We start from the raw sequence: 26,031 nt of genomic DNA, 5'->3' as shown, positions 1-26,031 counted from the left end.
CGCCGGCGGCGCCCTAGGAGCAATCCATTCGATCCGGCGCCGCCACGGGGTCGCGGCGTGCCGGGGCCTGCTGTGCTCGAGCGGTGGGGGCGGGTCGCCGGGCGAGCGGCGAATCGGGAGGGCGGCAGGTCGCCACGTACGATGAGGCCATGAGCGAGCCAACCGACCAGTCCTCCGACAAGAGGGTCCTCCTCGCGGCGCCACGCGGCTATTGCGCCGGTGTCGACCGGGCCGTGGTGACCGTCGAGAAGGCGCTGGAGCTCTACGGCCCGCCCGTCTACGTCCGCAAGCAGATCGTGCACAACAAGCACGTCGTCAACACCCTCGAGAAGCGTGGCGCCATCTTCGTCGACGAGACGGACGAGGTGCCCGAGGGCGCCACCGTCATCTTCTCGGCGCACGGCGTGGCCCCCGTGGTCCACGAGGAGGCGAAAGCCCGAAGCCTCAAGACCATCGACGCCACGTGTCCCCTCGTGACCAAGGTGCACCGGGAAGCCGTGCGCTTCGCCGACGACGACTTCGACATCCTGCTCATCGGGCACGAGGGCCACGAGGAGGTCGTCGGCACCTCGGGTGAGGCGCCCGAGCACATCACGCTGGTCGACGGTCCGGACGACGTCGACAACGTCACCGTGCGCGACCCGGAGAAGGTCGTCTGGCTCTCCCAGACCACCCTCTCGGTCGACGAGACGATGCAGACGGTGGCTCGGCTCAAGGAGAAGTTCCCCGCCCTGCAGAGCCCCCCGTCCGACGACATCTGCTACGCCACCCAGAACCGTCAGCTCGCCGTGAAGCAGATGGCCAAGGACACCGACCTGATGATCGTCGTGGGGTCGCGCAACTCCTCGAACTCCGTGCGTCTCGTCGAGGTCGCGCTCGAGCACGGCGCCCGTGACGGCCACCTCGTGGACTTCGCCGAGGAGATCCAGCCCGAGTGGCTCGAGGGCGTGAGCACCGTCGGGGTGACGTCCGGGGCGAGCGTGCCCGAGGTGCTTGTCCGCGACGTGCTGGCCTGGCTGGCCGAGCGGGGCTACGGCGAGGTGGAGGCCGTCGTCGCGGCGGAGGAGTCGCTGCTCTTCTCGCTGCCCAACGAGCTGCGCCGCGACCTCAAGGCGCGCAAGGGCGAGGACGCCGGCACCGTTCGCCACGACGCCGCCTTCGAGGACTCCGGCTCGCTGCACTGAGGCCGAAGGCCGCTCAGGCCGACGCCTGCTCATCCCCCGGGAGGAGCGCCCGGGACTCGCGTTGGAGGTAGTCCTCGTCGCGGGCGGTGCGCCCGAGTTCGTCGGTCAGCTCCGCTGCGCTCAGCGAGCGGGGGGCCACCTCGAGCGGCTGCAGCGCCGGCGGTTGCTCGGCAGTCAGGTGCAGCTCGTGCATGCGTCGCGCCGTGACGAGGACCCGCGACTCGAGCGTGCCGACGAACTTGTTGTACTGCTCGACCGAACGCGACAGGGACTGGCCCATCGTGGTGACGTGACCGCCGAGCGTCGTCAGGCGCGCGTAGAGGTCCTGGCCGATGGCGAGCAGCTCGCGGGCATTCTGCTCGAGCGCGTCCTGCTGCCAGATGGCGCCGATGGTGCGCAGCACGGCGAAGAGGGTCCCGGGGGAGGCGAGGACGACCTTGCGCGAGAGCGCGTGCTCGTAGAGTCCGGGGTCGTCGGACAGGGCGGTCGCGAGGATCGCCTCACCGGGGACGAAGCAGATGACGACCTCGGGGGAGCGGGTGAAGGCGGTCCAGTACGCCTTGGCGGCGAGTCCCTCGACGTGACGCCGGAGCGAGGTGGCGTGCGCGGCGAGCAGCTCTGCGCGCTCGACCTCGGACACGGTCTCGCCGTGCGCCTGCAGGAAGTGCGCCATCGGGGCCTTCGAGTCGACGACGACGTGCCGGCCCCCGGGAAGGTTGATGACGGCGTCCGGCCGAACGGTCGCGCCGTGCCGGCTGACGCTCGTGACCTGTTCGTCGAAGTCGCAGCGCGCGATCAGGCCCGCGAGCTCCAGCACGCGCCGCAGCTGGACCTCACCCCACGCGCCGCGCACGGTGGAGGCGTTGAGCGCCGTGGCGAGGGTCGCCGTCTCGGAGCGAAGCGACTCGGTGGAGCGGCTCACCTCGGTCAGGCGCTCGCCGAGCTGGCCGAACTGCAGCGAGCGGTCCCGCTCGAGCGCGCCGACCTGCAGCTCGACCCGGCCGATCGTGTCGCGCAGCGGTGCCAGCAGGCTCGCCGTCGTGTCGTCGACCTGCCGGGCCGTCTCGAGGTCGGACACCCGCTCACGCAGGACGTCGCGCTCGGCCTCTGCGCCGGCCGAACGTGCGAGCAGGGCCGAGCGGGCCGAGAGCCACGCGAGCAGCCCACCGACGAGGGCGCCGACGACGAGCCCGACGAGCAGAGCGGTGAGGTCCATGCGAGCACCGTCCCAGATGCCGCCGACAGCGCGTCGGCGCGACACCCGGCCAGACGGCCTACGACAGCCGGCACGCGGCGGGGCCGACCCTGGAGGTGGCGGACGGCATACACGGCGGTCCCCTCGGGCGTCGGCGACGTCTGTTACACCTTGTCCGTGAGCGAGTACGACGACGCGACCCGGCTCGAGGCGGGCGACGACCCCACGCAGTGGCACGGGATCTTCCACGAGGGGTGGATGATCGGCAACGCCGTCAACGGCGGCATGGTCATGGCCGCCGCGCTGGGCGCGCTCGGCCGCCACCTCGCGGCCGACCCGACCGAGACGACGGAGCACGTCGACCCGGTCGTGCTCTCGGCCTACTTCATGACCGCATCGCTGCCCGGGCCCTTCACCGTCACGACCGAGGTGATGCGCTGCGGGCGCAAGCTGTCCACCGGCCAGATGACGATCCACCAGACCGGCGACGACGGCCGGCGGGTCGAGCGGATGCGCGCCATCGGCTCCTTCGGCAACCTGACCGACCTGGACGTGCAGCGCCAGGCCGCACCGCCCGGGATGCCGCCGCCCGAGCAGTGCGTCTCGGCCGAGCAGGCACCTCCCGACTTCCTCGCCAACGCGAAGTTCCTCGAGCGGCTCGACCTTCGCCTCGACCCGAGCACCGCCGGCTGGGCGCTCGGCAAGCCGTCGATGCGCGGGGTCATGCGGGGCTGGCTGCGGCTGCGCGACGGCCGCCAGCCTGACACGACGATGTTGATGATGGCGCTCGATGCCCTGCCGCCCGTCGCCTTCGACCTCGGGCTCTTCGGCTGGACCCCCACGCTGGAGTTCACCGGCCACGTGCGGCGTCGGCCCGAGCCGGGCTGGCTGCAGGTGAGCCTCGGCAGCGACACCCTCGGCGGCGGGATGATGGAGGAGGACGCCGTGATCTGGGACTCCGCGGGCAACCTCGTGGCCCAGTCGCGCCAGCTCTGTGGCGTGCGCATGCCGCGCTGACGGGGAGCGCACGTGAGCCTGAAGCTCGTCTACGAGACGCACTCGATCACCGAGGACAACGAGGCGGGCATCGCGACCGGCTGGCTGCCCGGACGGCTGTCGGAGCAGGGACGCCACCTCGCCGTCGAGCTGGGGCAGCGGCGCCCGGCTGGCGGGTTCGCCGCTGTCTACACCTCCGACCTGGCCCGCGCCGTCGAGACGGCGCACCTCGCGTATGGCGGCAGCGACGTCCCGATTCACCACGACGCGCGCTTGCGCGAGTGCGACTACGGCGCGCTCAACGGCTGCCCGGTCGCCGAGCTCGAACGCGTCCGTCTCGACCACGTCAACGCGCCCTTTCCGGGCGGCGGGCAGAGCTACCGCGACGTCGTCGAGGCGACGGCTGGCTTTCTGGCCGACCTGCGCCGCGACCATGACGGCGAGCGGGTGCTCGTCATCGCGCACTCGGCCACCCGCTGGGCGCTGCAGCACGTCCTCGACGGCATGCCGCTCGAGCGCCTCGTCGTCGCGCCGTTCGACTGGCAGCCCGGCTGGGAGTGGACGCTGCCGTGAGCCCGACGGGACGGCATACGCCCTCGTGGTCGGGCGAGCGCGCGATCGCCACTAAACTCTTGTCCTCGTGGCACTCACCATCGGAATCGTCGGTCTCCCCAACGTCGGCAAGTCGACGCTCTTCAACGCGCTGACCAAGAACAACGTGCTCGCGGCGAACTACCCGTTCGCGACGATCGAGCCCAACGTCGGGGTCGTGCCGCTGCCGGACTCGCGGCTCACGGTGCTCGCCGAGATCTTCAGCTCCGACAAGGTCCTGCCCGCCACGGTCAGCTTCGTCGACATCGCCGGCATCGTCCGCGGCGCGTCGGAGGGGGAGGGGCTCGGCAACAAGTTCCTCGCCAACATCCGCGAGGCCGACGCGATCTGCCAGGTCGTCCGGGCCTTCGAGGACGGCGACGTCGTCCACGTCGACGGCAAGGTCAGCCCGGCCAGCGACATCGAGACCATCCACACCGAGCTCATCCTCGCCGACCTGCAGACCCTCGAGAAGGCCGTGCCCCGCCTCGAGAAGGAAGCGCGGATCAACAAGGACAAGAAGGCCTCCCTCGAGCTTGCGCAGGCCGCGCAGAAGGTTCTCGAGGAGGGTCACACGCTGTATGCCGCCGGGCCGGCCGCGGGGGTCGACCTGGCCGAGGCGAAGTCGCTCGGTCTGCTGACGACCAAGCCCTTCATCTACGTCTTCAACCTCGACGAGGACCAGCTCGCCGACGCCGAGCTGCAGGCGTCGCTGCGCGAGCTCGCCGCCCCGGCCGACTCGGTCTTCCTCAACGCCAAGCTCGAGATGGACCTGATGGAGATGGAGCCCGACGAGGCGCTCGAGCTGCTGCAGAGCTTCGGCGCCGAGGAGTCGGGCCTCGACCAGCTGGCCCGTACCGGCTTCCACACGCTCGGCCTGCAGACCTACCTGACGGCCGGCCCCAAGGAGTCGCGCGCCTGGACCATCGGCAAGGGCTGGACTGCTCCGCAGGCCGCCGGCGTGATCCACACCGACTTCCAGCGCGGCTTCATCAAGGCCGAGGTCGTGTCGTTCGACGATCTCGTGGCCGCGGGCAACATGAACGCCGCGAAGGCGGCCGGCAAGGTGCGCATCGAGGGCAAGGAGTACGTCATGGCTGACGGCGACGTCGTGGAGTTCCGCTTCCAAACAACGACTGCTGGCAAGAGCGTCAAATGAGCACCAATGCCGGGGTCGGGAATATGCCCCCCGGTCCGACGGGCCGCGCTCCGCTGGTGAGGCCTGCCTATCGCATACTCGGGCGAGCACACCTCAGTGTGGCTGGGCTCTTCGCTGCCGTGGAGGTGCTGGATGAGACCCGTCGAGCGGGGAATCCGTCTACTAAAGGGCGGATGTCTAGGGTCGAGCTTGAGGTAGTCCGCTCGGCCATCGTCCTTACGTCAGCTGGGTTGGATGCGAGCATGAAGCGACTCGTGAACGACGTGGGGCGGCAGGTGGCCTGCCGCCAAGGTACGGGGGCCCGAGCGCAGTTCGAGCAGTACCTGAAGGGGCAGATGTCAAAGCCAAGTGTCTCGGATACGTTTCGTTCGGCGGTTCTGTCGGTTAACGCTTCACAAGGTTTACTTGACCTCTACCTTGCAGAGCGCACAAGAGCGAGTTTTCAAGGGAGTTCTGACCTGAAGGTCAGGGTGCGTAATACGCTTGGCATCGCCAATTCCGCCGTGCCGGACGCGGACTTGGAGAGCTTGGATGAGTTCTTTATTGCCCGAAACAAGATCGCTCACGAAATGGATTTGGTGGACCCGGCCTCCGGGTCGATGGGCCGCGTTCATCGAACTCCTGACGATGTCGCAGACAAGTGCTCTCAAGTCTTCGCTGTTGGTGCGGCGCTGGTCCGAGGGGCCGCAGAAGCCGTGAAGGCGGCTGGCGTCTGACTGACGCAACAGTCTGGCGGTAAGCGTATCGAGCGCGGAGCAGGGTGCGCGGGCATCGAGCTTGACGACTGGTCAGTCACCCATGATAGGCACCGGCGGAAGCCCAAACTCCTCGCGCACCGCTGCGAGATACCTGTCCCTCTCATAATCCACGTGCTCCCACATCCCATCGCGGAAGGTGTAGGCGTCCAGAGCAGCGCGAGCACGCTCACCGGCACTGGCGGTCCGCTCTGTGCAAACCAGCCGGACTGATTGGTATCGGTCCCACAGGGGGACTAAGAAGTCCTCTGGGGCTTCCGAGCCATCGTCGGGCATCCCCTTGGCAGCTCTCACGATGTCGTACCGGCGGTCATACTCCGCGAGGAAGGCAACGTGCGCCTCATACCGGAGGCTTCTCGCCCATACTTCGCGTTCGTGCTCCCGTTCCCGAAGCTCGCGGGCAGCTGTCTTGCGCTCCGACCACCACTGCCCCGCGAAGCCTCCACCGATGGCCAGAACCCCGCCGACGAGTGTCGTCCAAACCCCTGACCAGTCCATGAGGGCTATGGTCTCCGGCCCGCAGACTCAGGGTCTCCCAGACACGCCGAGAGTCCGTGTGAGGCAGAGAGATCGATCGGTTATGGGCCTTCGCACCTTTGGTCAAAGAAGGCCCATCCCCGTGCCAGAACGGCGTACGCCGCAAGGTACGGGTCCGCGATCTGTTCTATCCCGGCCTCAGCGATCGTCGCCCGGAGCCCGCCAGCCTCACGCACCAACGGTGAGGTGCGTCGTCTGACGAGTTGCCAACCCAGCGCATGCGCATCCCCGGACAGTGAGCTCCAGTGACGGCGGAGACTCGTTGCTTTGGCAGGGTCATTGGAGAACAGGAAGTCCGCCACCCACTCGATCCGATCCGTGTCTTTGGACTCCTGCCTCGGACCCAACGTCGGCGTTCCTTCCCAGAGCGCACGTACTCCGTCCTGCCGCTGTTTCAGGTCCCTGATCTGTCGGTCGAGCCTATCGAGGTCGCGCGATGGACAGTCGGGTCGGGACTTCTGGTCGTACTGCGCCAACCTTCGATACCACTCCCAAGCGAGTCTGAGACCCCTCTGCTGCCGCTCGTGATCGTCATCGGGGCCGACCACCCAGACGGCGGTGACCGCACCGACTAGCGCACCTCGAAGCACAGTGTGTAGGGCCGAGGCGTACCCGCGAGGTCCATCAACCACCTGAGAGGCCAACTGAAGATGCTCACTGGCGGCTACCAAGGCGACACGAGCGGTCTCCGAAGCCGGGCGCTTCGGCCAGATCGCGTCGTCTGACTGGAGTTCGGAACCCGGCTGCGGAGTCTCAAGCGATCGGCCACGGTGAACCCAGCCGTCCACGCTCGTTCGGGTCTGGAGAACTTGTTGTCTGAGGTCCACGTCGCGACCATAGCCGCGATAGGCCATGTGCCGATTATCGTGGCTTTCTTTCGACACCCGCCACTCGCCGTCCCGGAAGGTGGTCCGCGCCAGCACCAAGGGACACCCGGACGCGTAGGCGGGTGCCCCTTGGTTTGGTCCAGCGAGCTACGGGCAGGAACCCTTGCCGATGAAGGCCCTCGCCCAGCCTCAGAGCCGGACCCCTGTGCCAGCAACAGGGCGCACTGGAAAGGGAGTTTGAGAGCGCGCCCCGGGACCGGTCAGGTCAGCGTCACCTTGGTGACGAGTGCGGGCCTCGTGACTGCAGGGAGCACCCGTTCCTCCACGCGGAGGGTCTGGAGGTTGGAGCTGAAGTCCCCGCCGTCCAGTCCGATGTCCACCTGAATGCCCCGGTCGCGGGTGTAGAAGACGCCGAACCCTTCGGTGAGAAGGAAGGCCGTCCCAGCGGCTACGGAGGCGGTGGGATAGAGGGGCACCCCGTGCAGGGTGGACGGTCCGGTGCCGAACGGCTCGATGAAGTAGCTGCCGCCCGTGGAGGCTTTCTGGGTTCGCATGGTGGCGAGGTTGGTCGGGTTGATGAGCAGCGCCTTGGGGGTGACTCCGTTGAGGGCCTCGGTGGAGCCGATGGCCCCGGCGAGCACGTCGATGGCGGTGGCCAGCGTGCCGGTGGCCGTCATGATCCCGGAGGCCCCGTTGATGGTCGTGACGATCTCGGCGTTCTCCTTGCGGAGGGTGCCGAGCACCACCTCGGCTTGGATGAACTGCATCAGGAAGCCGGCGTCCTCCAGCAGCTCGTCGGTGAGCTTGGTGACGGACGCGATCTTGATGAGCGGCTTGTCGATCGGGGTGACGGTGAGCCCGGAGTCTGGCTTCTGGGCCGCTTCGGCCACGACGGCCGCGGTGGCGGCGCCCATCTGGTAGATGCGCTGGGTGGGGCCGGTGGCGTTGGCCGGGAGGAAGAACTCCCGGAGCAGCACGGCTCCGGTGCCGGGCGGCGTGGGGGACACCGCCTCTCCGGTGGTCGGCAGCAGGGTGGTTGCGCCGATCGCGGCCTTGAACCGGGTGTTGGATACGAGGGTGCGGATGGGGGCCTTGGACTGGACAGCCGCGAGCACCCGGCTCTTGGTGTCCTCGTCCCACAGGCCGCTCCCACCCGAGGGAAGCCCGTCCCGTTCGGGGTGGGTCAGGGTGCCGATCCGGGTCAGCACGCTCTTGGCGCTGTCCGGGGCGTCGGCCTTGGCGATCCGGACATCGAGCTCGTCCACCTGCCGCAGCAGGCCTTCCACCTCGTGGTGCTCGGTATCGGTCAGGTCGCGGCCGTCGTCTCCGGCCTTGGTGGCGATGAGGCGGGCCTTGGAGAGCAGCTCCACCCGCTGAGTTCGCAGAGACATGATGGATCCTCGGTTTCCTGCCGCGCCGACGGTGGCCGGTGAACGGCCCGGGCGCAGCGAACATGCGACAAGGGGAAAACGTCGGCGGCTCAACGCTGGCCGTCCCAGTAAGGGACTGGCGGACGGAGTCTGCCCAACGTGCGAGATGCTGTCCTTGCCCGGGTCGGGGTCCTCGATCTTGCCCTTGCGGGTCCTCAATCTTGCCCTTCACCGGGACCCGACTCCGGGTCCTCAGCCTTGCCCTCTCGGGTCCTCAGCCTTGCCCATCACCGAATCTCAACAGCACCAAAGTAACCCGGACCGCCGACAACGGCCAGTGTTGGCGCATAACGATGTCCGAGGAGTGCCCCTCGGGTATCCCACGGGTGCCCACCCGGGCAGCTTCTGAGCGTGAATTCCGGGCCGGCGGGTCAGCCGGGGGGTGCCGCCAGAGGAAGAGGTCGCCGAGTCTCCCTGTGCAGTCCTGTGCGGGGATAGCGGCGACACGGCGACCCAACGGGCCGGGACAAGCGGCAGCGTCGGCAGCAGGACGCCCAGTCACCACCGCAGACCCCGGGTGGGTGACCCGGGAGGGATAGGCGAACTGTCGGGGCTGTGTACCGCCGATAGTGCTCGAGAGCTCCGCGAACCCCCTTACCGGCGGTCAGGTCCCTACGCTCAGTCCTCCACAGACCGCAGGTCGTCCAAAATCTGGGCACCGAACAGCGTCGTGCCGGAGACGCTCATAACGCCGTCCCACGTGAGTGAGCCGTCGAGGAGACCAAGGCTCTGCAGCTGCTGGACCAGCGGAGCCGGATAGGTCGCAACCACAGCACGCACCTGCTCGGTCAGCTCGCGCTCGGCCCCCCGGGCCGTCGGGGCCATGTCCCCGCTGGCAATCGCATCTTGCTCGGCGCGCTTGACCGCCTCGAGGCAGCGAATGTGGGCGACGTCGATCTGTTGCAGGACGTCGACGATCAACCTCGACTCGTCGATCTTGGCGTCGTCGAGGACGGCTGCCTTAACCGCTCGGGCGAGCAACTGACGCTTGGCGGCACTCGCGGACTCGGCAGCTGCGGGGACGGCACGCGCCGCCAGAACGTCGAGCTCCTCGTTGGCCTCCAAGCGCTCGCTCAGTGCCTCTTCCCCGACGGCAGCCAGAGCTGGTTGCAGCGCTTCGAAGCCACGCTCTGTCCACCGCCGCGTCGTTGTCCTAGAAAGACCGGCCTTGAACGGCCACGGTCCGCCGCCCACCGATGCCTCGGCTGTTGTGGTCACTTCCCTTTCGCCCATGCGAAGCAGCCTAGTGCTGTGCGCACCTGCCGGCGGCGCGTGCATTCGTCGATCATCGAGCAGTCAGGGGTTCTCCGGGCATCCAGTCTCGTGCCCGGTGCAGGCGCCCCAGTTCTGGCCTCCCATCATGGTGGCCCCGCACTCGCACTCCCGCATGGTGGCGAACATGGCCTCCTCCTGACGCATCGCCTCCACGCTGGTTGGGTCGCTCGGGACGGCTGGGATCTGTTGCTGATTCATGGTCAGGTCTCCTCGGCTGGTTCGCTTGGATGTGAGCTCATGTGCGGAGTTGGTCGCGGGGTGGATCGATGGCGTGGACGGAGCGGGATCACGTTGTGGGGCAAGGGGTCGCCCCGCTGCCATGCGTCGTAGGCGCGGATCACGTCACAGAGCACCAGCCCAAGGTCAGGGGTCATGCCCTCGATGTAGAACGTGTACGTGTTGGGTTCCTTGGCCGGGGTCGTCACATCGCCCCTCCTTCCGCCTCGAGGAGTTGCTGATTGCCTGTCAGCTCGACCAGCAAGGCTCGGACAGTCGCGATGCTGGCAGGGTCGCCACGACGTAGCCGGCTGAGCCCGTTGAGGTCCACGGGCGGGGAGCCCTCGCTCGGGCCCGTACCGTTGATCGCCAACCCGAAGGCGGGCTCTGCTGTCACAGAGGTGGACTGGTCCTCGTGGGACATAGATCTGGCGGGTGGGACATAAGGGGCCTCGTCTGGGCGTGGGACATAGATCTGATCCGGCTGGGACATAGACCGGGTTCCCCGGTACATAGAGGGGAGCTCGTAGATGTTGGCTCTACGGTTCTCGATACTCCCAGCGGCCTGACCACGAACAGCGAGGCTCAGCAGCCCCTTATCGGTCAGGGCCTTCAGCAGCCGGTGGACCGTCGACTTTCGGATCCCGGCAGCGTCAAAGTCCCGGACGGGGATGGTCACTCGGAAGATGCCCCTCTTCGTGGCTTGTTCGGCGGCGTAGGCGAGGACGGCCCGTTCACCGTCCGTCAAGTCCTCGTCGGCGTCCGACACGAGGCACTTGAGGAGGGCCGCTCGACGCAGGCCTCATCGCCCACCTCTTCCGACGTAAGGGCGTCCGGGCGGCCCGTGCGCCATTCCCACGCCTTCTCCCACGAACCGTCGAGCAGGTCCTGTACGGCCTTGGCCTTCCGGGGCTGTCCGGTGGCGCGGAACCTGATCTGACGCCCCAGATTGGACCGCGGGTCATCAGCGATGAGCGGGTGGAGCTCCCACGCATCCCAGCCTCGCTGCTGGGCGCTGGCAGAGATCCTGACCAGCGCAGTCCACACGGCTCGATCTCCTTGTGCTCGCAGGTCTTTGGGCTTGACCCCGTCTCGGATCAGGTCGATGTACCGTCCCGGAAGGGCCCGATCCAGCGTCACGATCGGCGCTCCTCGTGGAGCAACGCCAAGTCCTCCGGCGTGACGGGTGCCACGGGTGACACTCGCACGAGCACCATGGACGCTGAGAGTCCGCGATCCTTGGCACGCATGACCTTTCGCTCTGCGGACGTGAGCGAGGTGTACAGCTGGCTGACCATCACCCCGTCCGACCGCTCGGCCGTCACCAGAAGGGCGAAGTCTCGACGGCGGGCGAGCCGACCGATGTCGGTGGGGTCATTCATGATGGCAGTGGATTCGCCGCTGGCCTCAGCCTTCACCAGAGGGCTGGGGTCGCCCCCTTCTCCGACCCCTGTTGGAGCGCACAGGGATTCCCGGGTCACGTCACGCACCGCCCCGGAGGATGCGAGCCAGCTTGGCATTCTGAGCCGGGGTAAGCGGTGGGGCGGCATCAACCACTCGCTTGATGTGGTCGCTCAACTGCTCGGCCTGCATGGCTCTACGGGCGGCGATCACGTCGGGGTGGTCGCGGGGCAGGGTCTTGCAGAGTGTCGCGAGGCGGGCTCGCTCGTGGGTCCATCCCATTGGGGGTGCCTCCGTGCATCACGAAATGCACGGTCAGGCCCGCGTTACGAGTTCAATCTAAGCCGTCCAAGTCCCTAGACGGTGGAACGACACTCCGGGTCAGTGAGCGACGAGACGCTTCAACGATGCCAAGCTGATTCGCGGCATCCCAGCGTCACGGAGTCCCGCGAAAATGGGATCGGCGTTGACGTCACGAACGGGCACCCACTCGCCGCACACGACGCAGTGGAAGTTCCACCGGTTGCCGGGCATGTCGGGCACCAGCTCCCACGGGGCGAGGTTGGACCCGTCCGACTTGCGAGCCCCGAACCTCCCAAGCTTGCGGGCCACCCCGTAGTACGTCTCCCGCGCCGAGGGGAGCCCATCGCCAGATTCTCGCCACTCCAGCCACCCGGAGGCGGCGGACGTCCCGGGGGCGAACGGGTGATGGACGACGGTCTTTACGAGGCAGGGCGGCTCGTTCTCCAGAGCGCCCTTGCCCTTGTGCTCGCACTCCACTCGCAGTGTGTATGTCACGACTGCTCCTTCCAGCCCACGACGACCGATTCAGGGTCGAACCTCCTGCTGCCGTGGGTTCCGGGGTACAGCGTCACCGTCAGTAGGGCATCGATGGCCGCTCGCTTCTGCATCAGGCTGGCGGAACGGAACGCCCCGGCCGGGTCTTGCGAACCAAGCAGGGACGATGCAACCCGTCCGACGCTTCTCGCCGCTAGTCGTCGTTCCCGGTCCTCTAGCTCGGCCAGCACCTTGGCCCGAGCCGTGGCGTATCGGGGGCCGTCTGTGTACCCAGCGTCGTAGTCGGCCTCAATGGTCTCCAGCCTGTCCCGCAGCTTCTTCACCTCGGTGGCTAGAGGCCCGGTGTCTGGCTGGCTCGGCAGCAGGTCGCTCAGGTCGGGGCGGGCCAGCCGTTCCATCATGACCCCCTCCACCAGAGTGTCGATGGGACCCATCGTGCGGGCAAAGCATCCGTTCCTGCACCGATACCGGCCGCCGGACCACGACCGGGTGGCCTCCCCGCAGGTCCCGCACAGGAACAGTCCGGCACCGAGGTGTCTGCGGTCGGTCCCGGTGCGAGCGGTCTTGCGCCGGGGGTCTGCCAGTTGCCCTTGGACGATGGCGAACTCCTCCTCAGTGACGAGCGCCGTCCACGTCCCCTGCTTGCCGGTGATCTTTCCTTGGTACACGGCCTGTCCGGCATAGCGGGGGTTGGTCAGGAGGGTTCGCACCGAGGACGGGTTCCACGGCATGCCGTGTCGGGTGGTGACGCCCTCCTCGGCCAACCATCGGGTGATCCCCCTCAGCGACTCCCCGGCTAGGAAACGCTTGAAGACGCCCCGGACGACCTCCGCCTCGTCGGGCACCAGCTCGCCACCGGGCGTGTACCCGGTGAGCCGGACCCCCAGCGGCGGCTTGCCCAGCTCCGACCGTTGGCGAGCGGCGGCCTTCTGGCGAGCCGACTTGCGCTCCACCTCACCACGGGCCACCGCCAGCTTGATCCGTGCGAACGTGCGCCCTCCGTCAGTGGTCAGGTCGGCCTCACCGTTGGCGGTGACGAGCTTCAGCTCTCTGCCCGTGGCGCGGTCGATCCAGTCCTCCAGCTGCCGCGGTTGGCGGGTGAGCCGATCAAGGTCCCAGCACAGGAGAGCATCAAATTCCCGGGCCTCGTAGGCCGTCACCAGCGCGTCGTACCCCGGCCGGGACTTCCGGGCGTCCGTGGCTGAGATGGAGTTGTCCACGTACTCAGCGACCACCTGCCAGCCCCGGGCCTCGGCAATGCGCTGGCAGTCGGCACGCTGGCGGTCCACAGCTAGGCCCTCCCCCGTGGCGTCGAGCGAGACGCGCAGGTACAAGGCTGCTCGGGTCGGAAGGTCGCTCATGGTCTGATGTTACTTCACGAGGGAACTCAGTGGAGTTCCGCTTCAACGTGTGATCATGCACGACCTGCCGGCGTGGACCGCCTGACGCACGAGCCGGCGAGCATGGGTCATTGGATCTTGCCTCCTGTCGGCGGGTCAGTTGGCCCAGGACGGGCGTCCAGCGCGTTGCCCCGTGGTGACCTGTTGGCAAGTGGTAAGCATGAGCCATGAGCGACATGGACCGTGACGAGCTGCGCTGCTTCGTGACGCCGACGCCCGAAGTGCTGCTCATCCGGGAGTGGCGACGATGATGTGGGGCCGCCTGATCAGGGGCATCACCGTGGTGCTCATGGCTGTCGCGGTCATCTTCCTGGTGTTCGGTTCTGGTATCGGCGCGCCCGAGCTCGCGATCATCACAGTCGTGGCAGTCGCAGGCATCGCGATCGCCATCCGGCGTGCCAGACCTTCGCAGTCTGCCCGCTGACCAGCTGCGGGAGGGCCGCGTCCAGGGCCGCGGTCGGCGAGCGCCCAGCCCTTTCTCATCTTGTCCGTTGGACTCCCCTGGGCGGCGTCGTCAACCTGACAACGACGCACGACTGCGTGGGGCCTGATTCGCAGACGGTCCCTTGGTTGTCGAAACGCGGTCCCCGCGTCGGGTGACGAGTAGCGTGATTTTCGGTCGCTCGGGGTCTTTCTAGGGAGGGTGACGTGCGAACAAAGAAGACGGCATGCTGCTCGTGCAGTTGGCGCAGTGGGGCTCCACGATGGGAATCGAGGAAGCCCAACAGACTGTCTGGGCGGACGACTTCGACCCTGAGACTGCATCGACCGATGACCTCCACGTGTCCCGGATCCTCAACTGGTGCGAGACCATCGGGACGCTCACCAAGAACGGCATCCTGGACGTCGACCTGGCCTTGGACTGGCTCTGGGTCTCAGGGCTGTGGTCCCGAGTCGGGCCGGCCGCCATGAAGCTGCGTGAAAAGCACGGGGAGCCCGGGTTGTACGAGAACTTCGAGGCGCTTGCCACCCAGCACGGTTGAGCGGGCACGCACGAATGGATCGCATGACGCTCTCGGACGGCGCCGCAGTCAACATCATCATCATCGGTTGGATCTCCGACGCGTTCGAACCTGCAGCAGGGGTCGTGCGCTCAAGCACGTTCTGACGAGTCGGCTCACATCCGGCTTCAAGGTGGCTGGCATGAGGACGCCGTGCACGAGCACCGGGGCCGCGCCGTCGAGACCGTGCAAGCGCCGTCCGGCGATGCCTGCCAATGTCATGACGGCGCCTGGGTTGAGCCGCTCACGGGGATTGGCCGACGAGCCTCGGGGAGCACGGAGCTGAAGTCCGTGATCATGCGAGTGCCGCGGAGAAGTCATGGTGTCCAAAAGGGTCCGCCAAAACGGTCTATGAGTTGTAATGAATGGGCCATTCGGCATCGGCGACCCGGACCGGGGACAGGTGGCCAGCTCCAACTTCTTTGGAGGTTCTATGTCCTTCTCCACACGAACCGTCGTGTCCGTGCTCGGTGTGGCCGCAGTGATCGGCGCAGCGACCGCCGGATCAGGCGTAGCGGCGTCCGGCAACGGCAAGCATGCTCTGCCGGGAAGCGTTCCTCCGTGGGCGCTGGCCTTGCCCACGTCGGGCGCTTCTGACACGAGTGCCCGCGTCGACTTCCGCGTCTACCTGGCCAACCGCGACTCCGACGCAGCCGCGGCGGTGGCGACCGCCGTCTCCACACCAGGCAGCGCGCAGTACGGCAAGTTCCTCACTGCGGGGCAGTACCGCACTCGGTTTGCTCCTGCCCAGGGCGATGTCGACGCCGTCTCTCGTTGGCTTCGCTCGCAGGGCTTCACCGTCGGTTACGTCCCGGCGAACCGCAAGTACGTCGAGGCGGTCGGCTCCGTGGGCCAGGCGTCCGCGGCATTTGGCACCTCGTTCTTCGACTACACGGTGAAGGGCAAGAAGCTGCGCGCCAACGCCGCGCCGCTCACCGTCCCTGACACGCTCGGCCGGGTCGAGGCGGTCCTGGGTCTGGACGACTCCGCGCAGCTCGTTCAGCACCATGCCACGTACCAGCCTCCAGCCGGCTTCCGGGTGGGCAGGCCGTGCTCCGCGTACTGGAGCGAGAAGGTCGTGCCCAACGCGGTCCACCCCGATGGTGGGACGCCCACCCCTGCGGCCGATGGCACCCAGCTGCCCACGAACCCCAGCGCCTACGCGCCGTGCGGATATGCCGGCGCCCAGCTGCAGAACGCTTATGGCGTCGCCTCGGCCATCGCGTCCGGCAACGACGGCAGGGGCGTCACGGTTGCGGTCATCGACGCCTTCGCGTCACCCACTGCGGCGGCCGACCTGGCTCGCTACTCCCGGGAGCACGGGCTGCCGGCCCCGAAGCTGACCGAGCAGGTCGCGCCGGGCATCTACAACCACCCGACGACCCGCAGGTTCGACCCGTCCGGTTGGGCCGGGGAGGAGCAGCTCGACCTCGAGGCCGTCCACACCATGGCTCCGGGGGCCAACATCCTCTACGTCGGCGCCCCCAACAACGGTCAGCCACTCGACGCCGCGCTCAACAGCGTCGTCGACAAGCACAGCGCAGACATCGTCACCAACTCCTACGGCTGGCCCGGGGAGGCGTTGCCTCCGGGCTACATCAAGCCGCAGGTCGACATCCAGATCCAGGCCGCCGCCACCGGGATCAGTGTCTTCTACTCCTCAGGAGACGCCGGTGACGAGACGGGTGGCGTGGCCGGGGCGACGCCAAGTCCCGACTTCCCCGCCTCCAGCCCCTGGGTCACGGCGGTCGGCGGGACCTCCCTCGGGGTGTCCAAGACCAACACCCGCACGTTCGAGGTCGGCTGGGAAACCGGCCGCAGCACCCTCAACGCCGGGCCGGCATGGTCGGCGCCCACGTTCCAGTACGGAAGTGGTGGAGGCACCTCGCGGCTGTTCGCCCAGCCCTCCTACCAGGCTGGTGTCGTTCCCTCCTCGTTGAGCCAGAGGTACGGCGGGGCGCCCATGCGAGTCGTCCCTGACGTCTCCGCACTCGGCGACCCGAACACGGGCATGAGCGTGGGCCAGACCCAGACGTTCCCCGACGGCACCTACTACCACGAGTACCGCATCGGCGGCACCAGCCTCTCGTCGCCGCTCTACGCCGGCATGTTCGCTCTGGCCGTGCAGAAGCACGGGCCCTACGGACTCGCCAACCCGACCCTGTACGGCGCGCGTGGGGTGACCTACGACATCACCAAGGCGCCGCTCACCACCTACCCGGGCGTCGTGAGGGTCGACTACAAGAACAGCGTGGACCCAACGGGCGGCTACACCTACACGGCGCGCTGGTTCGACTTCGACGGGCCTCTCACCATTCACGTCAGGCCGGGTTACGACGATGTCACCGGTGTCGGCTCACCCGACGGGCCGGCGTGGCTGGCAGCGGTCCAGCGGTGACAGGAGCTGTGCGTCGACCCTGACCGACCAAAGGGCTTGGCGAACAGGGCTGTTGCCGTTACCTGCCGATGTGGAAGCCGACGGCATCAGTTACTGGCAGCTCGGGTGAGAGGATCGTGCCGACCCCGTGCCGGGCGAGGTCCGGATCAGGCGGGGGCGGGAGCGCTGACCTCGTTGAAGACCTCGAACACCGTCTCCTGCGGGGGCTCGAGGAACCCGCCGGGGATGCCTTCCTGCATGCGGGGCACGAGGATCGTGTCGCGGAAGGTCTCCCAGCCCTCCTTGGTGTCGTGCACGGCGATGATCGTCCACCCATCTGCGGACGGGCCGCCCGCATGGAACTGCTGCCCGGCCGGCAGGCTCCCGTCGGCAGGGTGGACCGCCGCGATGGAGGCCTCGTACTGGTCCTTGGTGCCACCCTTGAACTGGTGGACGACTCCGTAGCTCATGAGTCTGCGCTCTTTTCTTCGGGTCGACCCCGGCCCTCGGTGGGGGCGGCCCGGAAGGTGCCGGCGGGGCTGTCCTCGACGCTACGCGGCGGCTGCAGAGGCGTCGATGGACAAACCCGATCACCTCGATTCCGTTCTGCGGGCCGCTCCCGGGCGGGGGCCCGGGCGATCACCTCGAACGAGGGCGAGCATGCCGCGGCGCCGACGGATTCTTGGCCTCGACCCGGGTGGTGACAGGCCCGGGCGGGTACGCGGCTGTCGTCGCCCCGAACGGTGACAGCCCACAGCGCCGCCCCTCGGATGCCGAGCGGGTCTGCTCTGGGGCCCTACGCAACTGCTGACAGGAAAATCATGCCGACCTCGCGACGAGGCCAGTTCCGCGTCCTGCCCATCCCGAGGTACTCGACGACGACCTCGAACGGCAGCAGGGTGTCCTGCATGGGCTGCTGCCTGCCGCTCCCGCTCGGGTGCCTGACGAGCGTCGTCGCGGTGGCCGCGCCGCTCACGGTGGCGCTGGTCCGTCGCAGACGTGCCGGCTCCTGAAGCCCATCCGCTGACGTGACGAAGCACGGAAAGGAAGACTCATGACCGACAGCCAAGCCGACAGCGCCCCGCAGAGCCCGCAGGGGGTGGATCGCAAGGCCGACGGCGGCTGCCCGGTCATGCACGACTCGGTGACCGCGCACGGCAGCGAGAGCGAGAACCCGGCGATCGACTCGCCCACTCCCAGGACGGGGGGCCGCCCGCACGGCATTCAGGACTGGTGGCCGGACCAGCTGGACCTCTCCGTGCTGCACGCCCACTCCTCCAAGGGCAACCCGCTGGGGGAGGACTTCGACTACCGCAAGGAGTTCGCGGGCCTCGACCTGGCCGCCCTCAAGCAGGACATCGTCGAGGTGCTGCACACCTCGCAGGAGTGGTGGCCCGCCGACTTCGGCCACTACGGCGGGCTCTTCATCCGCATGAGCTGGCACGCTGCCGGCACGTACCGCATCTACGACGGTCGCGGCGGCGCCGGTGACGGTGCCCAGCGGTTCGCGCCGCTCAACAGCTGGCCCGACAACGCCAACCTCGACAAGGCCCGGCGACTGCTCTGGCCGGTCAAGCAGAAGCACGGCCAGAAGGTCTCGTGGGCCGACCTGCTCGTCCTGGCGGGCAACGTGGCCCTCGAGGACATGGGCCTCGAGACGTTCGGCTTCGGCTTCGGTCGCGAGGACGTCTGGGAGCCGGAGGAGATCTTCTGGGGGCCAGAGGACACCTGGCTGGGCGACGAGCGCTACACCGGCGACCGCGAGCTCGACGAGACGTTCGGCGCGGTGCAGATGGGCTTGATCTACGTCAACCCCGAGGGGCCGAACGGCAACCCCGACCCCCTCGCCTCGGCGCGCGACATCCGCGAGACCTTCGCCCGGATGGCCATGAACGACGAGGAGACGGTGGCCCTGATCGCCGGTGGCCACACCTTCGGCAAGACCCACGGCGCCGGCGACGCCGATCTCGTCGGCCCGGAGCCCGAGGCTGCCCCCCTCGAGCAGCAGGGCCTCGGCTGGAAGAGCGAGTTCGGCTCCGGCAAGGGCGCCGACGCGATCACCTCCGGCCTGGAGGTCACCTGGACCTACCACCCCACCCGCTGGGACAACGAGTTCTTCCACATCCTCTTCGCCTACGAGTGGGAGCTGATGGAGTCCCCGGCCGGCGCCCACCAGTGGCGGCCGAAGAACGGCGGGGGCGCCGACATGGTGCCCGAGGCGCACGACCCGGCCAAGCGCCGCGAGCCCCGGATGCTCACCTCCGACCTTGCGCTGCGCGTCGATCCCGCGTACGAGAAGATCTCGCGCCGCTTCCTCGACAACCCCGAGGAGTTCCGTCTCGCCTTCGCCAAGGCCTGGTACAAGCTGCTCCACCGCGACATGGGACCGGTCTCGCGCTATCTCGGCCCCTGGGTTCCCGAAGTGCAGCTGTGGCAGGACCCGGTGCCACCCATCGAGGGCCCGCTCGTGGGCGAGTCCGACATCGCCACGCTGAAGGACGCGGTCCTGGGCTCCGGCCTGACGGTCTCACAGCTCGTCTCCACGGCGTGGGCCTCGGCCGCCAGCTTCCGCTCCACCGACAAGCGCGGCGGAGCCAACGGTGCCCGCATCCGGCTGGAACCCCAGCGCAGCTGGGCGGCGAACCAGCCCGAGCAGCTTGCGACGGTCCTCGAGACGCTCGAGGCCATCCGGCAGGAGTTCAACGAGGCCGGGGGCGCGACGATCTCGCTGGCCGACCTCATCGTGCTCGCCGGCGCAGCGGCGGTCGAGGCCGCAGCCCTGGACGGTGGCGTCCCGACGACGGTGCCCTTCCACCCCGGCCGGACCGACGCCACGCAGGAACAGACCGACGTCGAGTCCTTCCGTGTCCTCGAGCCGCGTGCCGACGGGTTCCGCAACTACCTGCGTGCCGGCGTCAAGCTGCGGCCGGAGGTCCTTCTCGTCGACCGCGCCTACCTGCTCGACCTGACCGCTCCCGAGATGACGGTCCTCGTCGGTGGCCTGCGGGCCCTCGGCAACACCGTCGACGGGGTCGGCCACGGCGTGCTCACGGACCGGCCGGGCGCGCTGACCAACGACTTCTTCGTCAACCTGCTCGCCCCCGGCTCGCAGTGGAAGGCTTCGGAGTCGGAGGAGAACGTCTACGAGATCCGCGACGTGGCAACCGGTGACCTCACCTGGACAGCCACCGCGGTCGACCTCGTCTTCGGGTCGAACTCCCAGCTACGGGCCCTCGCAGAGGTGTATGCCAGCCGCGACGCCAAGGAGAGGTTCGTGCGCGACTTCGTCGCCGCGTGGACCAAGGTGATGGAGCTCGACCGCTTCGACCTCGTCTGAGGAGGCTCTTCAGAGCTGCGTGTTGAGGTAGCGCTGCAGCTGCGCGACGGTGCGGGAGTTCCACGTCGTCGCGCCGTCCCGCCCGATGCCGAGGTAGTCCTGCATGGCCGCCATGGACCGCGGGCCCCAGACGCCAACGACGGGCGCACCGATCCGGGCCTGCAGGGCGCGGATCGTCGCGGCGTCGAACGTGCCGGTCTGCGCGATCCCGAGCCAGCGCTGCAGGGCCGTTCTCGTGAGCGGTCCGAAGTACCCGGTGACCGGGAGTCGCGGCGCCAGCAAACCGTACTCGGCCTTGACCGTGAGGACGCGCAGCACCGCGGCCTGCACCTTGGCACGGAAGACGCTGTCGGCCGCGGCCCGGGCCGTCACCGCGGTGACCATGGCGGGCAGGACCGACGGGCTCACCGTCAGCACGACGTCGCCGCCGGCGGCGATGAACTTCACGGCTCGCGCGCCGGGCGTCCAGGCCAGCACCTGGCGGGCGCTGCCGAGGTCGTCGCTGATGACGATCCCGGTGAAGTGCAGGTCGCTGCGGACCATCCCGCCGATGACCGTCGGCGAGAACACGGCGGGGTTGGCGGCGTCGATGCGCCGGTAGTAGGCCGAGGAGAGCATGAGCAGGCGGGCTCCCGAGGTGATGGCTGCCCTGAACGGTGTGATGTCGGCCGACGTCCGGGTCGTCACGTAGTCGGTGACACCGGCCGTGGTGTCGGTGTTGCCGGTGACCCGCCCGAGCCCGGGGAAGTGCTTGGCCGTCATGGCCAGGCCCGAGGCGCGCATGCCGCGCAGGAACGCCGTGCCCTTGTCGGCGACGACCGCGGGCGTGTAGCCGTACTCGCGCTGGTACTTCCCGATCGGCTGGTTCGAACTCGCGAAGCTCTTCGAGACGGTGTCCATGACGGGTGCCAGGTCGACGTCCACGCCGGACCGGAACACCTGCCGGCCCCACGAGGAGGCGGCGCCGGTGAGCGTGGTGTCGGACCAGGTGCCCTGCGTCAGGGCCGTGGGCATCCGCGAAAACCCGGGCCCCTGCAGCACCTGGACGTAGCCGCCTTCCTGGTCGGCGGCGATGAGGAGGGGCACACCGGCGGTGGCCGCCGAGGTGGTCAAGGTGTCGACGCCGGCCGTCAGTCGGCGGACGGGAGCCGCGCCCGCGGAGGTGCGGCCGGTGAGGACGAGGTTGCCGACGTGGTAGCGGCTGATGGCGCTCGTCGTCGCCGAGCCCAGCCCGGTCACCGGCCCTCCCACCATGAAGAGCTGGCCGATCCGCTGTGCGGTCGTCATGCGGTCGTAGACCGCTCGGGCCTGCGTCGACGGTGTCGACGTCGTGGCGGCAGCCGCGACGAGGGGGGATGCCGGGGCGGCAGGAGCGCCGGTCCCCATCGGCACGAATGCCGCGATGGCCACAGCACAGAGGGGGACTCGGGCGCGCATGGCCGACCACCTAGCGTTTCGAAGGGCTTGCCGAGGGCGGCGCTTCCGAGTCTAGGCTCGCCGGCGTCGCCCGGCCAGAAAGTCGCGGACACCGGTGTAACGCTGTGGCCCCCTGCGCCGATGGAGGGGTTGAAGAGGCGCCACTCGGACCCCCGAGCGAGTGGCGCCTCTCTCCTGTCCGGCGCCGGGATCGAGGCCGCTGGACCCGCCGAGCGACTCAGCCCTTCGGTGGCAGCACGACACCGAAGCCGGCCACCGCCAGCCGTAGCAGCACCTGTCCCGGCGCGAGCAGGTCGACGATGCGGGCGGCGCTCAGCAGCTCCAGCTCGGCGAGCCGGACGGCATACGCCCCCGCCCCGGCGAGGCGCGCTCGCTGGAGCTCCGTCGTGTTGTGCCACACCTTGCCGCGGGCCTCGCGCAGGAAGCGCGCCGAGGCTGTGTGGTTGAGCGGGGCCAGCACGCGGTCGAGAGCACTCCTCGCGCTCTGGGCGCTCAGCTCGTCGTCCTCGGCGGCGACCCGGGCCGACAGGACCTTGTCGATGCGCTCGTGGTCGCGCCGGCGCCGGTCGAGCACCACGGGGTCGGCGAAGTCGGCGTCGCTGATGACCCCCAGCAGGGCCTGCGGCAGGTCGTAGTTGATGTGCGCGTTGATGCCGAGGAGCACCTGGCGCAGCGGCGGCAGATCCGGGGGAGCGTCGAACGCGAGCCGCCACGGCCGCGGCGCCCGGTCTGCCGGATCAGCCGAGAGATCGGCGGCCAACGCGTCGAGGTAGAGGTCGGCGAACACGACGTCCCACCGCTCCACCCACCCTGGGTCCTCGAAGGCGGCCGCCTCGATGGCCGCGCCGACGGCCTGCGTCGTGCGCTGGTAGGTGGCGAGGAACGTTCGCCGCCCGGACAGCTCTGCAGGCAGCGACTCGAGGATCGCGCTCATCCGGTCGAGGACGTCGTCGATCGTGCGCCCGCCGACGGTCCCGGTCATCGTGATCTCCTCACGCACGCCGCCCCTCGCTCCTATTCTGGGGCGAGGGCCACGCGGCGTCAGTCGAATCCGGACGCCATCGCGTGGGGCTCTCCTGAGCGAGGGGGCCAGATGACACGACCGACGTGGGGACCTCGGTCCTTCGACCCCGTCACCGTCGGCCAGCGCGAGACGGACGCGTGGGTGGCCTACTACCGGCGCGAGTGGGCGGCGTTCCTGCGGGCCTCGGTGGCGGTGGTGGCCGCCGGCTTCGGAATGAACCGCCGGGACACCGTGCGGGGTGCCTGGCTGGTGCTGCGCGCCAACCAGGCGTGGGCTCCATCTCCCCGCAACGACCCCCACCGCGCACGCGAGCTCATGCGCCGGTTCTACTCACTCGTGGCCACCGCGGGAGGCCTGTTCTTCGACCCGTCCCGGGCTGCGGCCCTCGAGGTCGAGTGGTGGCGCCTGCACCGCGAGCACCAGCACGACGGCGCCGTGACGACGGAACAGCTGGTCGGCGCGCTCATGGACCTCAACGCGTACGTGTATGCCGTGGATCCCGAGCACGTCCGGACGGCAGCGGCTCGGCGCGTGGAGGCGATGGCCCTCTCCGACGCGTGGGTGCGGGGCGGCTGCTCGATCGCGGACCCGCTGCTCGCCGCCGAGCGCCGGGCGCTCGTCGCGTCGTATGCCGCCCTTCGCGATGCGGTCGGCCGCTCGAGGGTGTGAGCGGCGTGGAGCGAGTCCACCCCGATGCCCGGCCGGGGACGTCCGAGCGTGACGACCGCGTCCTCCCCGCCACGCGCGCCCTGGCCGTGGTGCTCGTGCCGATCCTCCTCACCGCCTTCGTCATCCTCTACGGCTTCCCGGCCGACACGCGCCGACTGTTCGCTTGGACCATCACGCCGCCGCTGACGCCGATGGTGCTCGCCTCGGCCTACCTCGGCGGCGCCTGGTTCTTCGTCCGAGTGGTGCGCGAGCCTCGCTGGTGTCGGGTCGCCGCCGGGCTGCTGTCGGTGGCGCTCTTCGCCGCCCTGCTCGGCGTCGGGACCGTCCTGCACTGGGACCGCTTCAACCACGGCCACGTCGCGTTCTGGCTGTGGGCGGCGCTCTACTTCACCGCTCCCTTCCTCGTGCTCGCCACCTGGGCTGCCAACCAGCGGCTGGCGGCGCCGCCGCTCCCGGACGAGGTATGCGTCGGGCGGCTGGCGCGCGTCCTCATCGCGGGGGGTGCCGGGCTGGCGCTCGTGCAGGGGCTGGTGATGTTCGCGGCGCCGTCCCTGGTCATCCCGGTGTGGCCGTGGCAGCTGACGCCGCTGACGTGCCGGGTTGTCGGCGCGGTCTTCTGCCTCGGCAGCGCGGGACTGGTGGTGATCGGCGACAGCCGGTGGGTCCGCCTGCGGCTCATGGTCGAGGTCGAGGTCGTGATGCTGACCCTCATCCTGGTCGGCATGGTGCGAGGCCGGGCATACCTTTCGACCGACCGCCCACTGACCTGGCTGCTGCTCGCCGGCTTCGTAGCCACCCTCCTCGGTTCGCTGCGCCTCTGGTGGCTCATGGACCGGCAGGTGCGTGCAGGGCAACGCCCGGCCGGAGGCGGTGCCCTCAGCGCGGCGTGAGGACGACGAAGGGCAGCCCCTCGCAGACGGTGGCCGTCCACGCCGGGTGGTCGACCGTGGCGCCGGTCCGCCACGCCTCCACCGGCAGGTCGCGCAGCAGGTCGCCAGTCACCCAGGTGGGGTCCGATGACGTCACGACGCGGCCGGACCCGTTGACGAGGACGCACGTGCGGTCCACCGGCCCCATGACGTCGAGAAGGTGCTCCTCGAACCACGCGACCAGGACGTCGACGCCGACGACACCCTTGAAGGAGCCGGCCACGAGCAGCGGCTGGGTGAACGTCAGGGTGTACTGGTCGGTGCAGAGGTAGTCGACGTAGGGGCCTGTGACGTTCCGATCGCCGGTGTGCAACGGCCGCGCGTACCAGGGCAGCTCGGTGTAGTCGCGGAAGCCGATGGCGCGGGGGTCGGTCTCCGCGGCCAGCTTCGCGATCGTCGTCGTGCCGCCGCGCGACTCGACGGTCCACCACTCGAGCCAGTAGGGGGCGTCGACGAGAACGTCGGGTGCGAGCACGGCGCCGGCTCCGGCGACGGGGGTCAGCGGGTCGGCGAGCAGGGCGCGGCAACGGGCCTCGATGCCGAGATCGGCCCGCCTCGGGGCGTGCAGCGACAGCGACGCCTGGAGCAGGCGGGCGAGGCCGTCGAGCTCGCCGAAGACCCGGCGACCGAAGTCGCAGACCCAGCAGGCGACGTCCGCGTCGGTCGTCGTGGTCGTCATGGCCTCCTCCGCGATCGGCTCTCGCGGTGCAGCGCCTTCACCGCATCGAAGAGCTGTCGGACATGATCCTCCGCGCAGGCCCGCGCCGTCGCCGGTTCGCCGAGAGCCACCGCCTCGACGATGTCCTCGTGCCCGGTGTCTGCGGCGCGAGGCCTGACGGCACCGACCTGAGCGTCCGCGAGCCAGAGCACGGGGCCGATCTCGCGCTGCAGCACCATCTCCTCGCGGGTCAGGCGGGCCGACTGCGCCGTGGCGGCGATCTCGAGGTGAAAGGTCCCCTCGTGCCGGGGTATGCCGCTCGGCTCCTCCGGGCGGCCCGCCATCGTCGCGAGGCGGCGCAGTCGGGCCACGTCCTCCCTGTCGGCCCGCTCGGCCGCGAGCGCCGCGCAGTGCCCGCTGATCGCGCAGTAGTGGTCGGCGAGGTCGCGCAGCTCGCCCAGGCCCACCCTCGCGAGCCGGGACATCAGGGCGGCACGGCCCCCGTCCCGGGGGGCCTTGACGAAGGAACCGCCGCCGCGACCGCGTCGGGTCACGATGAGGTCGTCACTGCGCAGCGTGCCGAGGGCCTCACGCACGGTGGCGGTGGCGACGCCGAAGCGGTCCGCGAGGTCGCTCTCGGGTGGCAGCATGCTGCCGTCCGGCAGCAGGCCGAGCGTGATGGCCTCACCCAGCCGGCGGCGTACGGCATCGGCACGGCCCTCGGCCGGCAACGGCGCGAAGACGGCGGCATACGGGCCCAAGGGCATCGACCGGTCCGCCATCCCACCTCCACAACAGTTTCGCCATTCCGGTTGCGCTCAAACATATGGACCCA

26 protein-coding genes are annotated in these 26,031 nt (G+C 69.1%); 12 read left to right on the top strand and 14 right to left on the bottom strand.

Annotation, left to right across the window (positions count from 1 at the left end):
* Nucleotides 1–149 precede the first annotated feature (149 nt).
* The gene (locus AC3WRT_RS03815) at nt 150–1,184 is read left to right on the top strand and encodes a 4-hydroxy-3-methylbut-2-enyl diphosphate reductase (RefSeq protein ID WP_492719308.1); all 1,035 of its coding nucleotides are present in this window, start codon (nt 150–152) and stop codon (nt 1,182–1,184) included.
* Between the two features lie 13 nt (nt 1,185–1,197).
* Here the strand turns inward: AC3WRT_RS03815 and AC3WRT_RS03810 are convergent, their stop codons facing one another.
* Nucleotides 1,198–2,400, bottom strand: coding sequence for a DNA recombination protein RmuC (locus tag AC3WRT_RS03810; protein WP_492719306.1), 1,203 nt, complete (start codon nt 2,398–2,400; stop codon nt 1,198–1,200).
* 156 nt (nt 2,401–2,556) lie between these two features.
* Here AC3WRT_RS03810 and AC3WRT_RS03805 point away from each other — a divergent pair, with 156 nt between their 5' ends.
* The 4 genes from AC3WRT_RS03805 (at nt 2,557) to AC3WRT_RS03790 (ending at nt 5,841) form a co-directional block, all read left to right on the top strand.
* Entirely contained in the window at nt 2,557–3,396 is an 840-nt protein-coding gene (locus AC3WRT_RS03805; protein WP_492719304.1) for a thioesterase family protein, read from the top strand.
* 12 nt (nt 3,397–3,408) lie between these two features.
* Nucleotides 3,409–3,948 (top strand): histidine phosphatase family protein, encoded by a 540-nt coding sequence (locus tag AC3WRT_RS03800; RefSeq protein WP_492719302.1) that lies wholly within the window; start codon nt 3,409–3,411, stop codon nt 3,946–3,948.
* A gap of 67 nt (nt 3,949–4,015) precedes the next feature.
* The gene (ychF, locus tag AC3WRT_RS03795) at nt 4,016–5,125 is read left to right on the top strand and encodes a redox-regulated ATPase YchF (RefSeq protein ID WP_492719300.1); all 1,110 of its coding nucleotides are present in this window, start codon (nt 4,016–4,018) and stop codon (nt 5,123–5,125) included.
* 242 nt (nt 5,126–5,367) lie between these two features.
* Nucleotides 5,368–5,841 carry a hypothetical protein gene (locus AC3WRT_RS03790; RefSeq protein ID WP_492719298.1) on the top strand — a complete coding sequence of 158 codons (474 nt, stop codon included), beginning with the start codon at nt 5,368–5,370 and terminating at the stop codon, nt 5,839–5,841.
* A gap of 72 nt (nt 5,842–5,913) precedes the next feature.
* Here AC3WRT_RS03790 and AC3WRT_RS03785 read toward each other — a convergent pair whose 3' ends face one another.
* From AC3WRT_RS03785 to AC3WRT_RS03750, 8 genes are all read right to left on the bottom strand, one after another.
* Nucleotides 5,914–6,378: a hypothetical protein gene (locus AC3WRT_RS03785; RefSeq protein WP_492719296.1), complete on the bottom strand. Its 465-nt coding sequence runs from the start codon at nt 6,376–6,378 to the stop codon at nt 5,914–5,916.
* 1,126 nt (nt 6,379–7,504) lie between these two features.
* Nucleotides 7,505–8,635 carry a phage major capsid protein gene (locus AC3WRT_RS03780; protein WP_492719294.1) on the bottom strand — a complete coding sequence of 377 codons (1,131 nt, stop codon included), beginning with the start codon at nt 8,633–8,635 and terminating at the stop codon, nt 7,505–7,507.
* A 657-nt stretch (nt 8,636–9,292) separates the two neighbouring features.
* Nucleotides 9,293–9,907, bottom strand: a complete 615-nt coding sequence (locus AC3WRT_RS03775) for a hypothetical protein (protein ID WP_492719292.1) — start codon at nt 9,905–9,907, stop codon at nt 9,293–9,295.
* 63 nt (nt 9,908–9,970) lie between these two features.
* On the bottom strand, nt 9,971–10,147 hold the full coding sequence (locus AC3WRT_RS03770; protein WP_492719290.1) for a hypothetical protein: 177 nt from the start codon (nt 10,145–10,147) through the stop codon (nt 9,971–9,973).
* Nucleotides 10,148–10,370: 223 nt separating this feature from the next.
* Nucleotides 10,371–10,934, bottom strand: coding sequence for a LexA family transcriptional regulator (locus AC3WRT_RS03765; protein ID WP_492719287.1), 564 nt, complete (start codon nt 10,932–10,934; stop codon nt 10,371–10,373).
* 367 nt (nt 10,935–11,301) lie between these two features.
* Nucleotides 11,302–11,547: a hypothetical protein gene (locus AC3WRT_RS03760; protein WP_492719283.1), complete on the bottom strand. Its 246-nt coding sequence runs from the start codon at nt 11,545–11,547 to the stop codon at nt 11,302–11,304.
* 400 nt (nt 11,548–11,947) lie between these two features.
* The gene (locus tag AC3WRT_RS03755; protein WP_492719280.1) at nt 11,948–12,364 is read right to left on the bottom strand and encodes a hypothetical protein; all 417 of its coding nucleotides are present in this window, start codon (nt 12,362–12,364) and stop codon (nt 11,948–11,950) included.
* Entirely contained in the window at nt 12,361–13,725 is a 1,365-nt protein-coding gene (locus AC3WRT_RS03750; protein ID WP_492719276.1) for a recombinase family protein, read from the bottom strand. The genes AC3WRT_RS03755 and AC3WRT_RS03750 overlap by 4 nt, the downstream gene beginning before the upstream one ends.
* A 328-nt stretch (nt 13,726–14,053) precedes the next feature.
* Between AC3WRT_RS03750 and AC3WRT_RS03745 the strand changes: the two genes are divergently transcribed.
* From AC3WRT_RS03745 to AC3WRT_RS03735, 3 genes are all read left to right on the top strand, one after another.
* Complete coding sequence (locus tag AC3WRT_RS03745) at nt 14,054–14,188, top strand: hypothetical protein (protein ID WP_492719272.1); 135 nt, start codon at nt 14,054–14,056, stop codon at nt 14,186–14,188.
* Nucleotides 14,189–14,432: 244 nt separating this feature from the next.
* On the top strand, nt 14,433–14,747 hold the full coding sequence (locus AC3WRT_RS03740) for a DUF4760 domain-containing protein (protein ID WP_492719269.1): 315 nt from the start codon (nt 14,433–14,435) through the stop codon (nt 14,745–14,747).
* Between the two features lie 451 nt (nt 14,748–15,198).
* Nucleotides 15,199–17,163: a S53 family peptidase gene (locus AC3WRT_RS03735; RefSeq protein WP_492719267.1), complete on the top strand. Its 1,965-nt coding sequence runs from the start codon at nt 15,199–15,201 to the stop codon at nt 17,161–17,163.
* Between the two features lie 146 nt (nt 17,164–17,309).
* Here AC3WRT_RS03735 and AC3WRT_RS03730 read toward each other — a convergent pair whose 3' ends face one another.
* A complete protein-coding gene (locus AC3WRT_RS03730; protein WP_492719265.1) occupies nt 17,310–17,612 on the bottom strand; it encodes a hypothetical protein in 303 nt (100 codons plus the stop codon).
* Between the two features lie 351 nt (nt 17,613–17,963).
* Here AC3WRT_RS03730 and AC3WRT_RS03725 point away from each other — a divergent pair, with 351 nt between their 5' ends.
* Both AC3WRT_RS03725 and katG read left to right on the top strand, forming a co-directional pair.
* Nucleotides 17,964–18,155, top strand: a complete 192-nt coding sequence (locus AC3WRT_RS03725) for a hypothetical protein (RefSeq protein WP_492719263.1) — start codon at nt 17,964–17,966, stop codon at nt 18,153–18,155.
* A 41-nt stretch (nt 18,156–18,196) separates the two neighbouring features.
* Nucleotides 18,197–20,479, top strand: coding sequence for a catalase/peroxidase HPI (gene katG, locus AC3WRT_RS03720; RefSeq protein ID WP_492719261.1), 2,283 nt, complete (start codon nt 18,197–18,199; stop codon nt 20,477–20,479).
* A 9-nt stretch (nt 20,480–20,488) separates the two neighbouring features.
* On the opposite strand, the gene AC3WRT_RS03715 is transcribed toward katG, so the two are convergent.
* On the bottom strand, nt 20,489–21,916 hold the full coding sequence (locus tag AC3WRT_RS03715) for a glycoside hydrolase family 3 N-terminal domain-containing protein (protein ID WP_492719259.1): 1,428 nt from the start codon (nt 21,914–21,916) through the stop codon (nt 20,489–20,491).
* Between the two features lie 217 nt (nt 21,917–22,133).
* Nucleotides 22,134–22,898, bottom strand: coding sequence for a DUF5995 family protein (locus AC3WRT_RS03710; RefSeq protein ID WP_492719257.1), 765 nt, complete (start codon nt 22,896–22,898; stop codon nt 22,134–22,136).
* Between the two features lie 111 nt (nt 22,899–23,009).
* Between AC3WRT_RS03710 and AC3WRT_RS03705 the strand changes: the two genes are divergently transcribed.
* Both AC3WRT_RS03705 and AC3WRT_RS03700 read left to right on the top strand, forming a co-directional pair.
* Nucleotides 23,010–23,609, top strand: a complete 600-nt coding sequence (locus AC3WRT_RS03705; protein WP_492719255.1) for a hypothetical protein — start codon at nt 23,010–23,012, stop codon at nt 23,607–23,609.
* Between the two features lie 5 nt (nt 23,610–23,614).
* Nucleotides 23,615–24,499 carry a hypothetical protein gene (locus AC3WRT_RS03700; RefSeq protein ID WP_492719253.1) on the top strand — a complete coding sequence of 295 codons (885 nt, stop codon included), beginning with the start codon at nt 23,615–23,617 and terminating at the stop codon, nt 24,497–24,499.
* On the opposite strand, the gene AC3WRT_RS03695 is transcribed toward AC3WRT_RS03700, so the two are convergent.
* Nucleotides 24,486–25,217, bottom strand: a complete 732-nt coding sequence (locus tag AC3WRT_RS03695) for a cache domain-containing protein (protein ID WP_492719251.1) — start codon at nt 25,215–25,217, stop codon at nt 24,486–24,488. The genes AC3WRT_RS03700 and AC3WRT_RS03695 overlap by 14 nt on opposite strands.
* Nucleotides 25,214–25,978, bottom strand: coding sequence for a FadR/GntR family transcriptional regulator (locus tag AC3WRT_RS03690; RefSeq protein WP_492719249.1), 765 nt, complete (start codon nt 25,976–25,978; stop codon nt 25,214–25,216). Before AC3WRT_RS03690 ends, AC3WRT_RS03695 begins: the two co-directional genes overlap by 4 nt.
* Nucleotides 25,979–26,031: the final 53 nt, after the last annotated feature.

It is taken from the genome of Terrabacter sp. FW104-15G4B (assembly GCF_058790095.1).
This window is presented reverse-complemented; position numbering and strand designations above follow the sequence as displayed.

What these genes read in the sequence shown, in the direction of transcription:
- AC3WRT_RS03815 (WP_492719308.1), top strand. Translation starts at nt 150, where the DNA reads ATGAGCGAGCCAACCGACCAGTCCTCCGACAAGAGGGTCCTCCTCGCG.
- AC3WRT_RS03810 (WP_492719306.1), bottom strand. Translation starts at nt 2,400, where the DNA reads ATGGACCTCACCGCTCTGCTCGTCGGGCTCGTCGTCGGCGCCCTCGTC.
- AC3WRT_RS03790 (WP_492719298.1), top strand. Translation starts at nt 5,368, where the DNA reads ATGAAGCGACTCGTGAACGACGTGGGGCGGCAGGTGGCCTGCCGCCAA.
- AC3WRT_RS03785 (WP_492719296.1), bottom strand. Translation starts at nt 6,378, where the DNA reads ATGGACTGGTCAGGGGTTTGGACGACACTCGTCGGCGGGGTTCTGGCC.
- AC3WRT_RS03780 (WP_492719294.1), bottom strand. Translation starts at nt 8,635, where the DNA reads ATGTCTCTGCGAACTCAGCGGGTGGAGCTGCTCTCCAAGGCCCGCCTC.
- AC3WRT_RS03775 (WP_492719292.1), bottom strand. Translation starts at nt 9,907, where the DNA reads ATGGGCGAAAGGGAAGTGACCACAACAGCCGAGGCATCGGTGGGCGGC.
- AC3WRT_RS03770 (WP_492719290.1), bottom strand. Translation starts at nt 10,147, where the DNA reads ATGAATCAGCAACAGATCCCAGCCGTCCCGAGCGACCCAACCAGCGTG.
- AC3WRT_RS03760 (WP_492719283.1), bottom strand. Translation starts at nt 11,547, where the DNA reads ATGAATGACCCCACCGACATCGGTCGGCTCGCCCGCCGTCGAGACTTC.
- AC3WRT_RS03750 (WP_492719276.1), bottom strand. Translation starts at nt 13,725, where the DNA reads ATGAGCGACCTTCCGACCCGAGCAGCCTTGTACCTGCGCGTCTCGCTC.
- AC3WRT_RS03745 (WP_492719272.1), top strand. Translation starts at nt 14,054, where the DNA reads ATGGCTGTCGCGGTCATCTTCCTGGTGTTCGGTTCTGGTATCGGCGCG.
- AC3WRT_RS03740 (WP_492719269.1), top strand. Translation starts at nt 14,433, where the DNA reads ATGCTGCTCGTGCAGTTGGCGCAGTGGGGCTCCACGATGGGAATCGAG.
- AC3WRT_RS03735 (WP_492719267.1), top strand. Translation starts at nt 15,199, where the DNA reads ATGTCCTTCTCCACACGAACCGTCGTGTCCGTGCTCGGTGTGGCCGCA.
- AC3WRT_RS03730 (WP_492719265.1), bottom strand. Translation starts at nt 17,612, where the DNA reads ATGAGCTACGGAGTCGTCCACCAGTTCAAGGGTGGCACCAAGGACCAG.
- AC3WRT_RS03725 (WP_492719263.1), top strand. Translation starts at nt 17,964, where the DNA reads ATGCCGACCTCGCGACGAGGCCAGTTCCGCGTCCTGCCCATCCCGAGG.
- katG (WP_492719261.1), top strand. Translation starts at nt 18,197, where the DNA reads ATGACCGACAGCCAAGCCGACAGCGCCCCGCAGAGCCCGCAGGGGGTG.
- AC3WRT_RS03715 (WP_492719259.1), bottom strand. Translation starts at nt 21,916, where the DNA reads ATGCGCGCCCGAGTCCCCCTCTGTGCTGTGGCCATCGCGGCATTCGTG.
- AC3WRT_RS03710 (WP_492719257.1), bottom strand. Translation starts at nt 22,898, where the DNA reads ATGACCGGGACCGTCGGCGGGCGCACGATCGACGACGTCCTCGACCGG.
- AC3WRT_RS03705 (WP_492719255.1), top strand. Translation starts at nt 23,010, where the DNA reads ATGACACGACCGACGTGGGGACCTCGGTCCTTCGACCCCGTCACCGTC.
- AC3WRT_RS03695 (WP_492719251.1), bottom strand. Translation starts at nt 25,217, where the DNA reads ATGACGACCACGACGACCGACGCGGACGTCGCCTGCTGGGTCTGCGAC.
- AC3WRT_RS03690 (WP_492719249.1), bottom strand. Translation starts at nt 25,978, where the DNA reads ATGGCGGACCGGTCGATGCCCTTGGGCCCGTATGCCGCCGTCTTCGCG.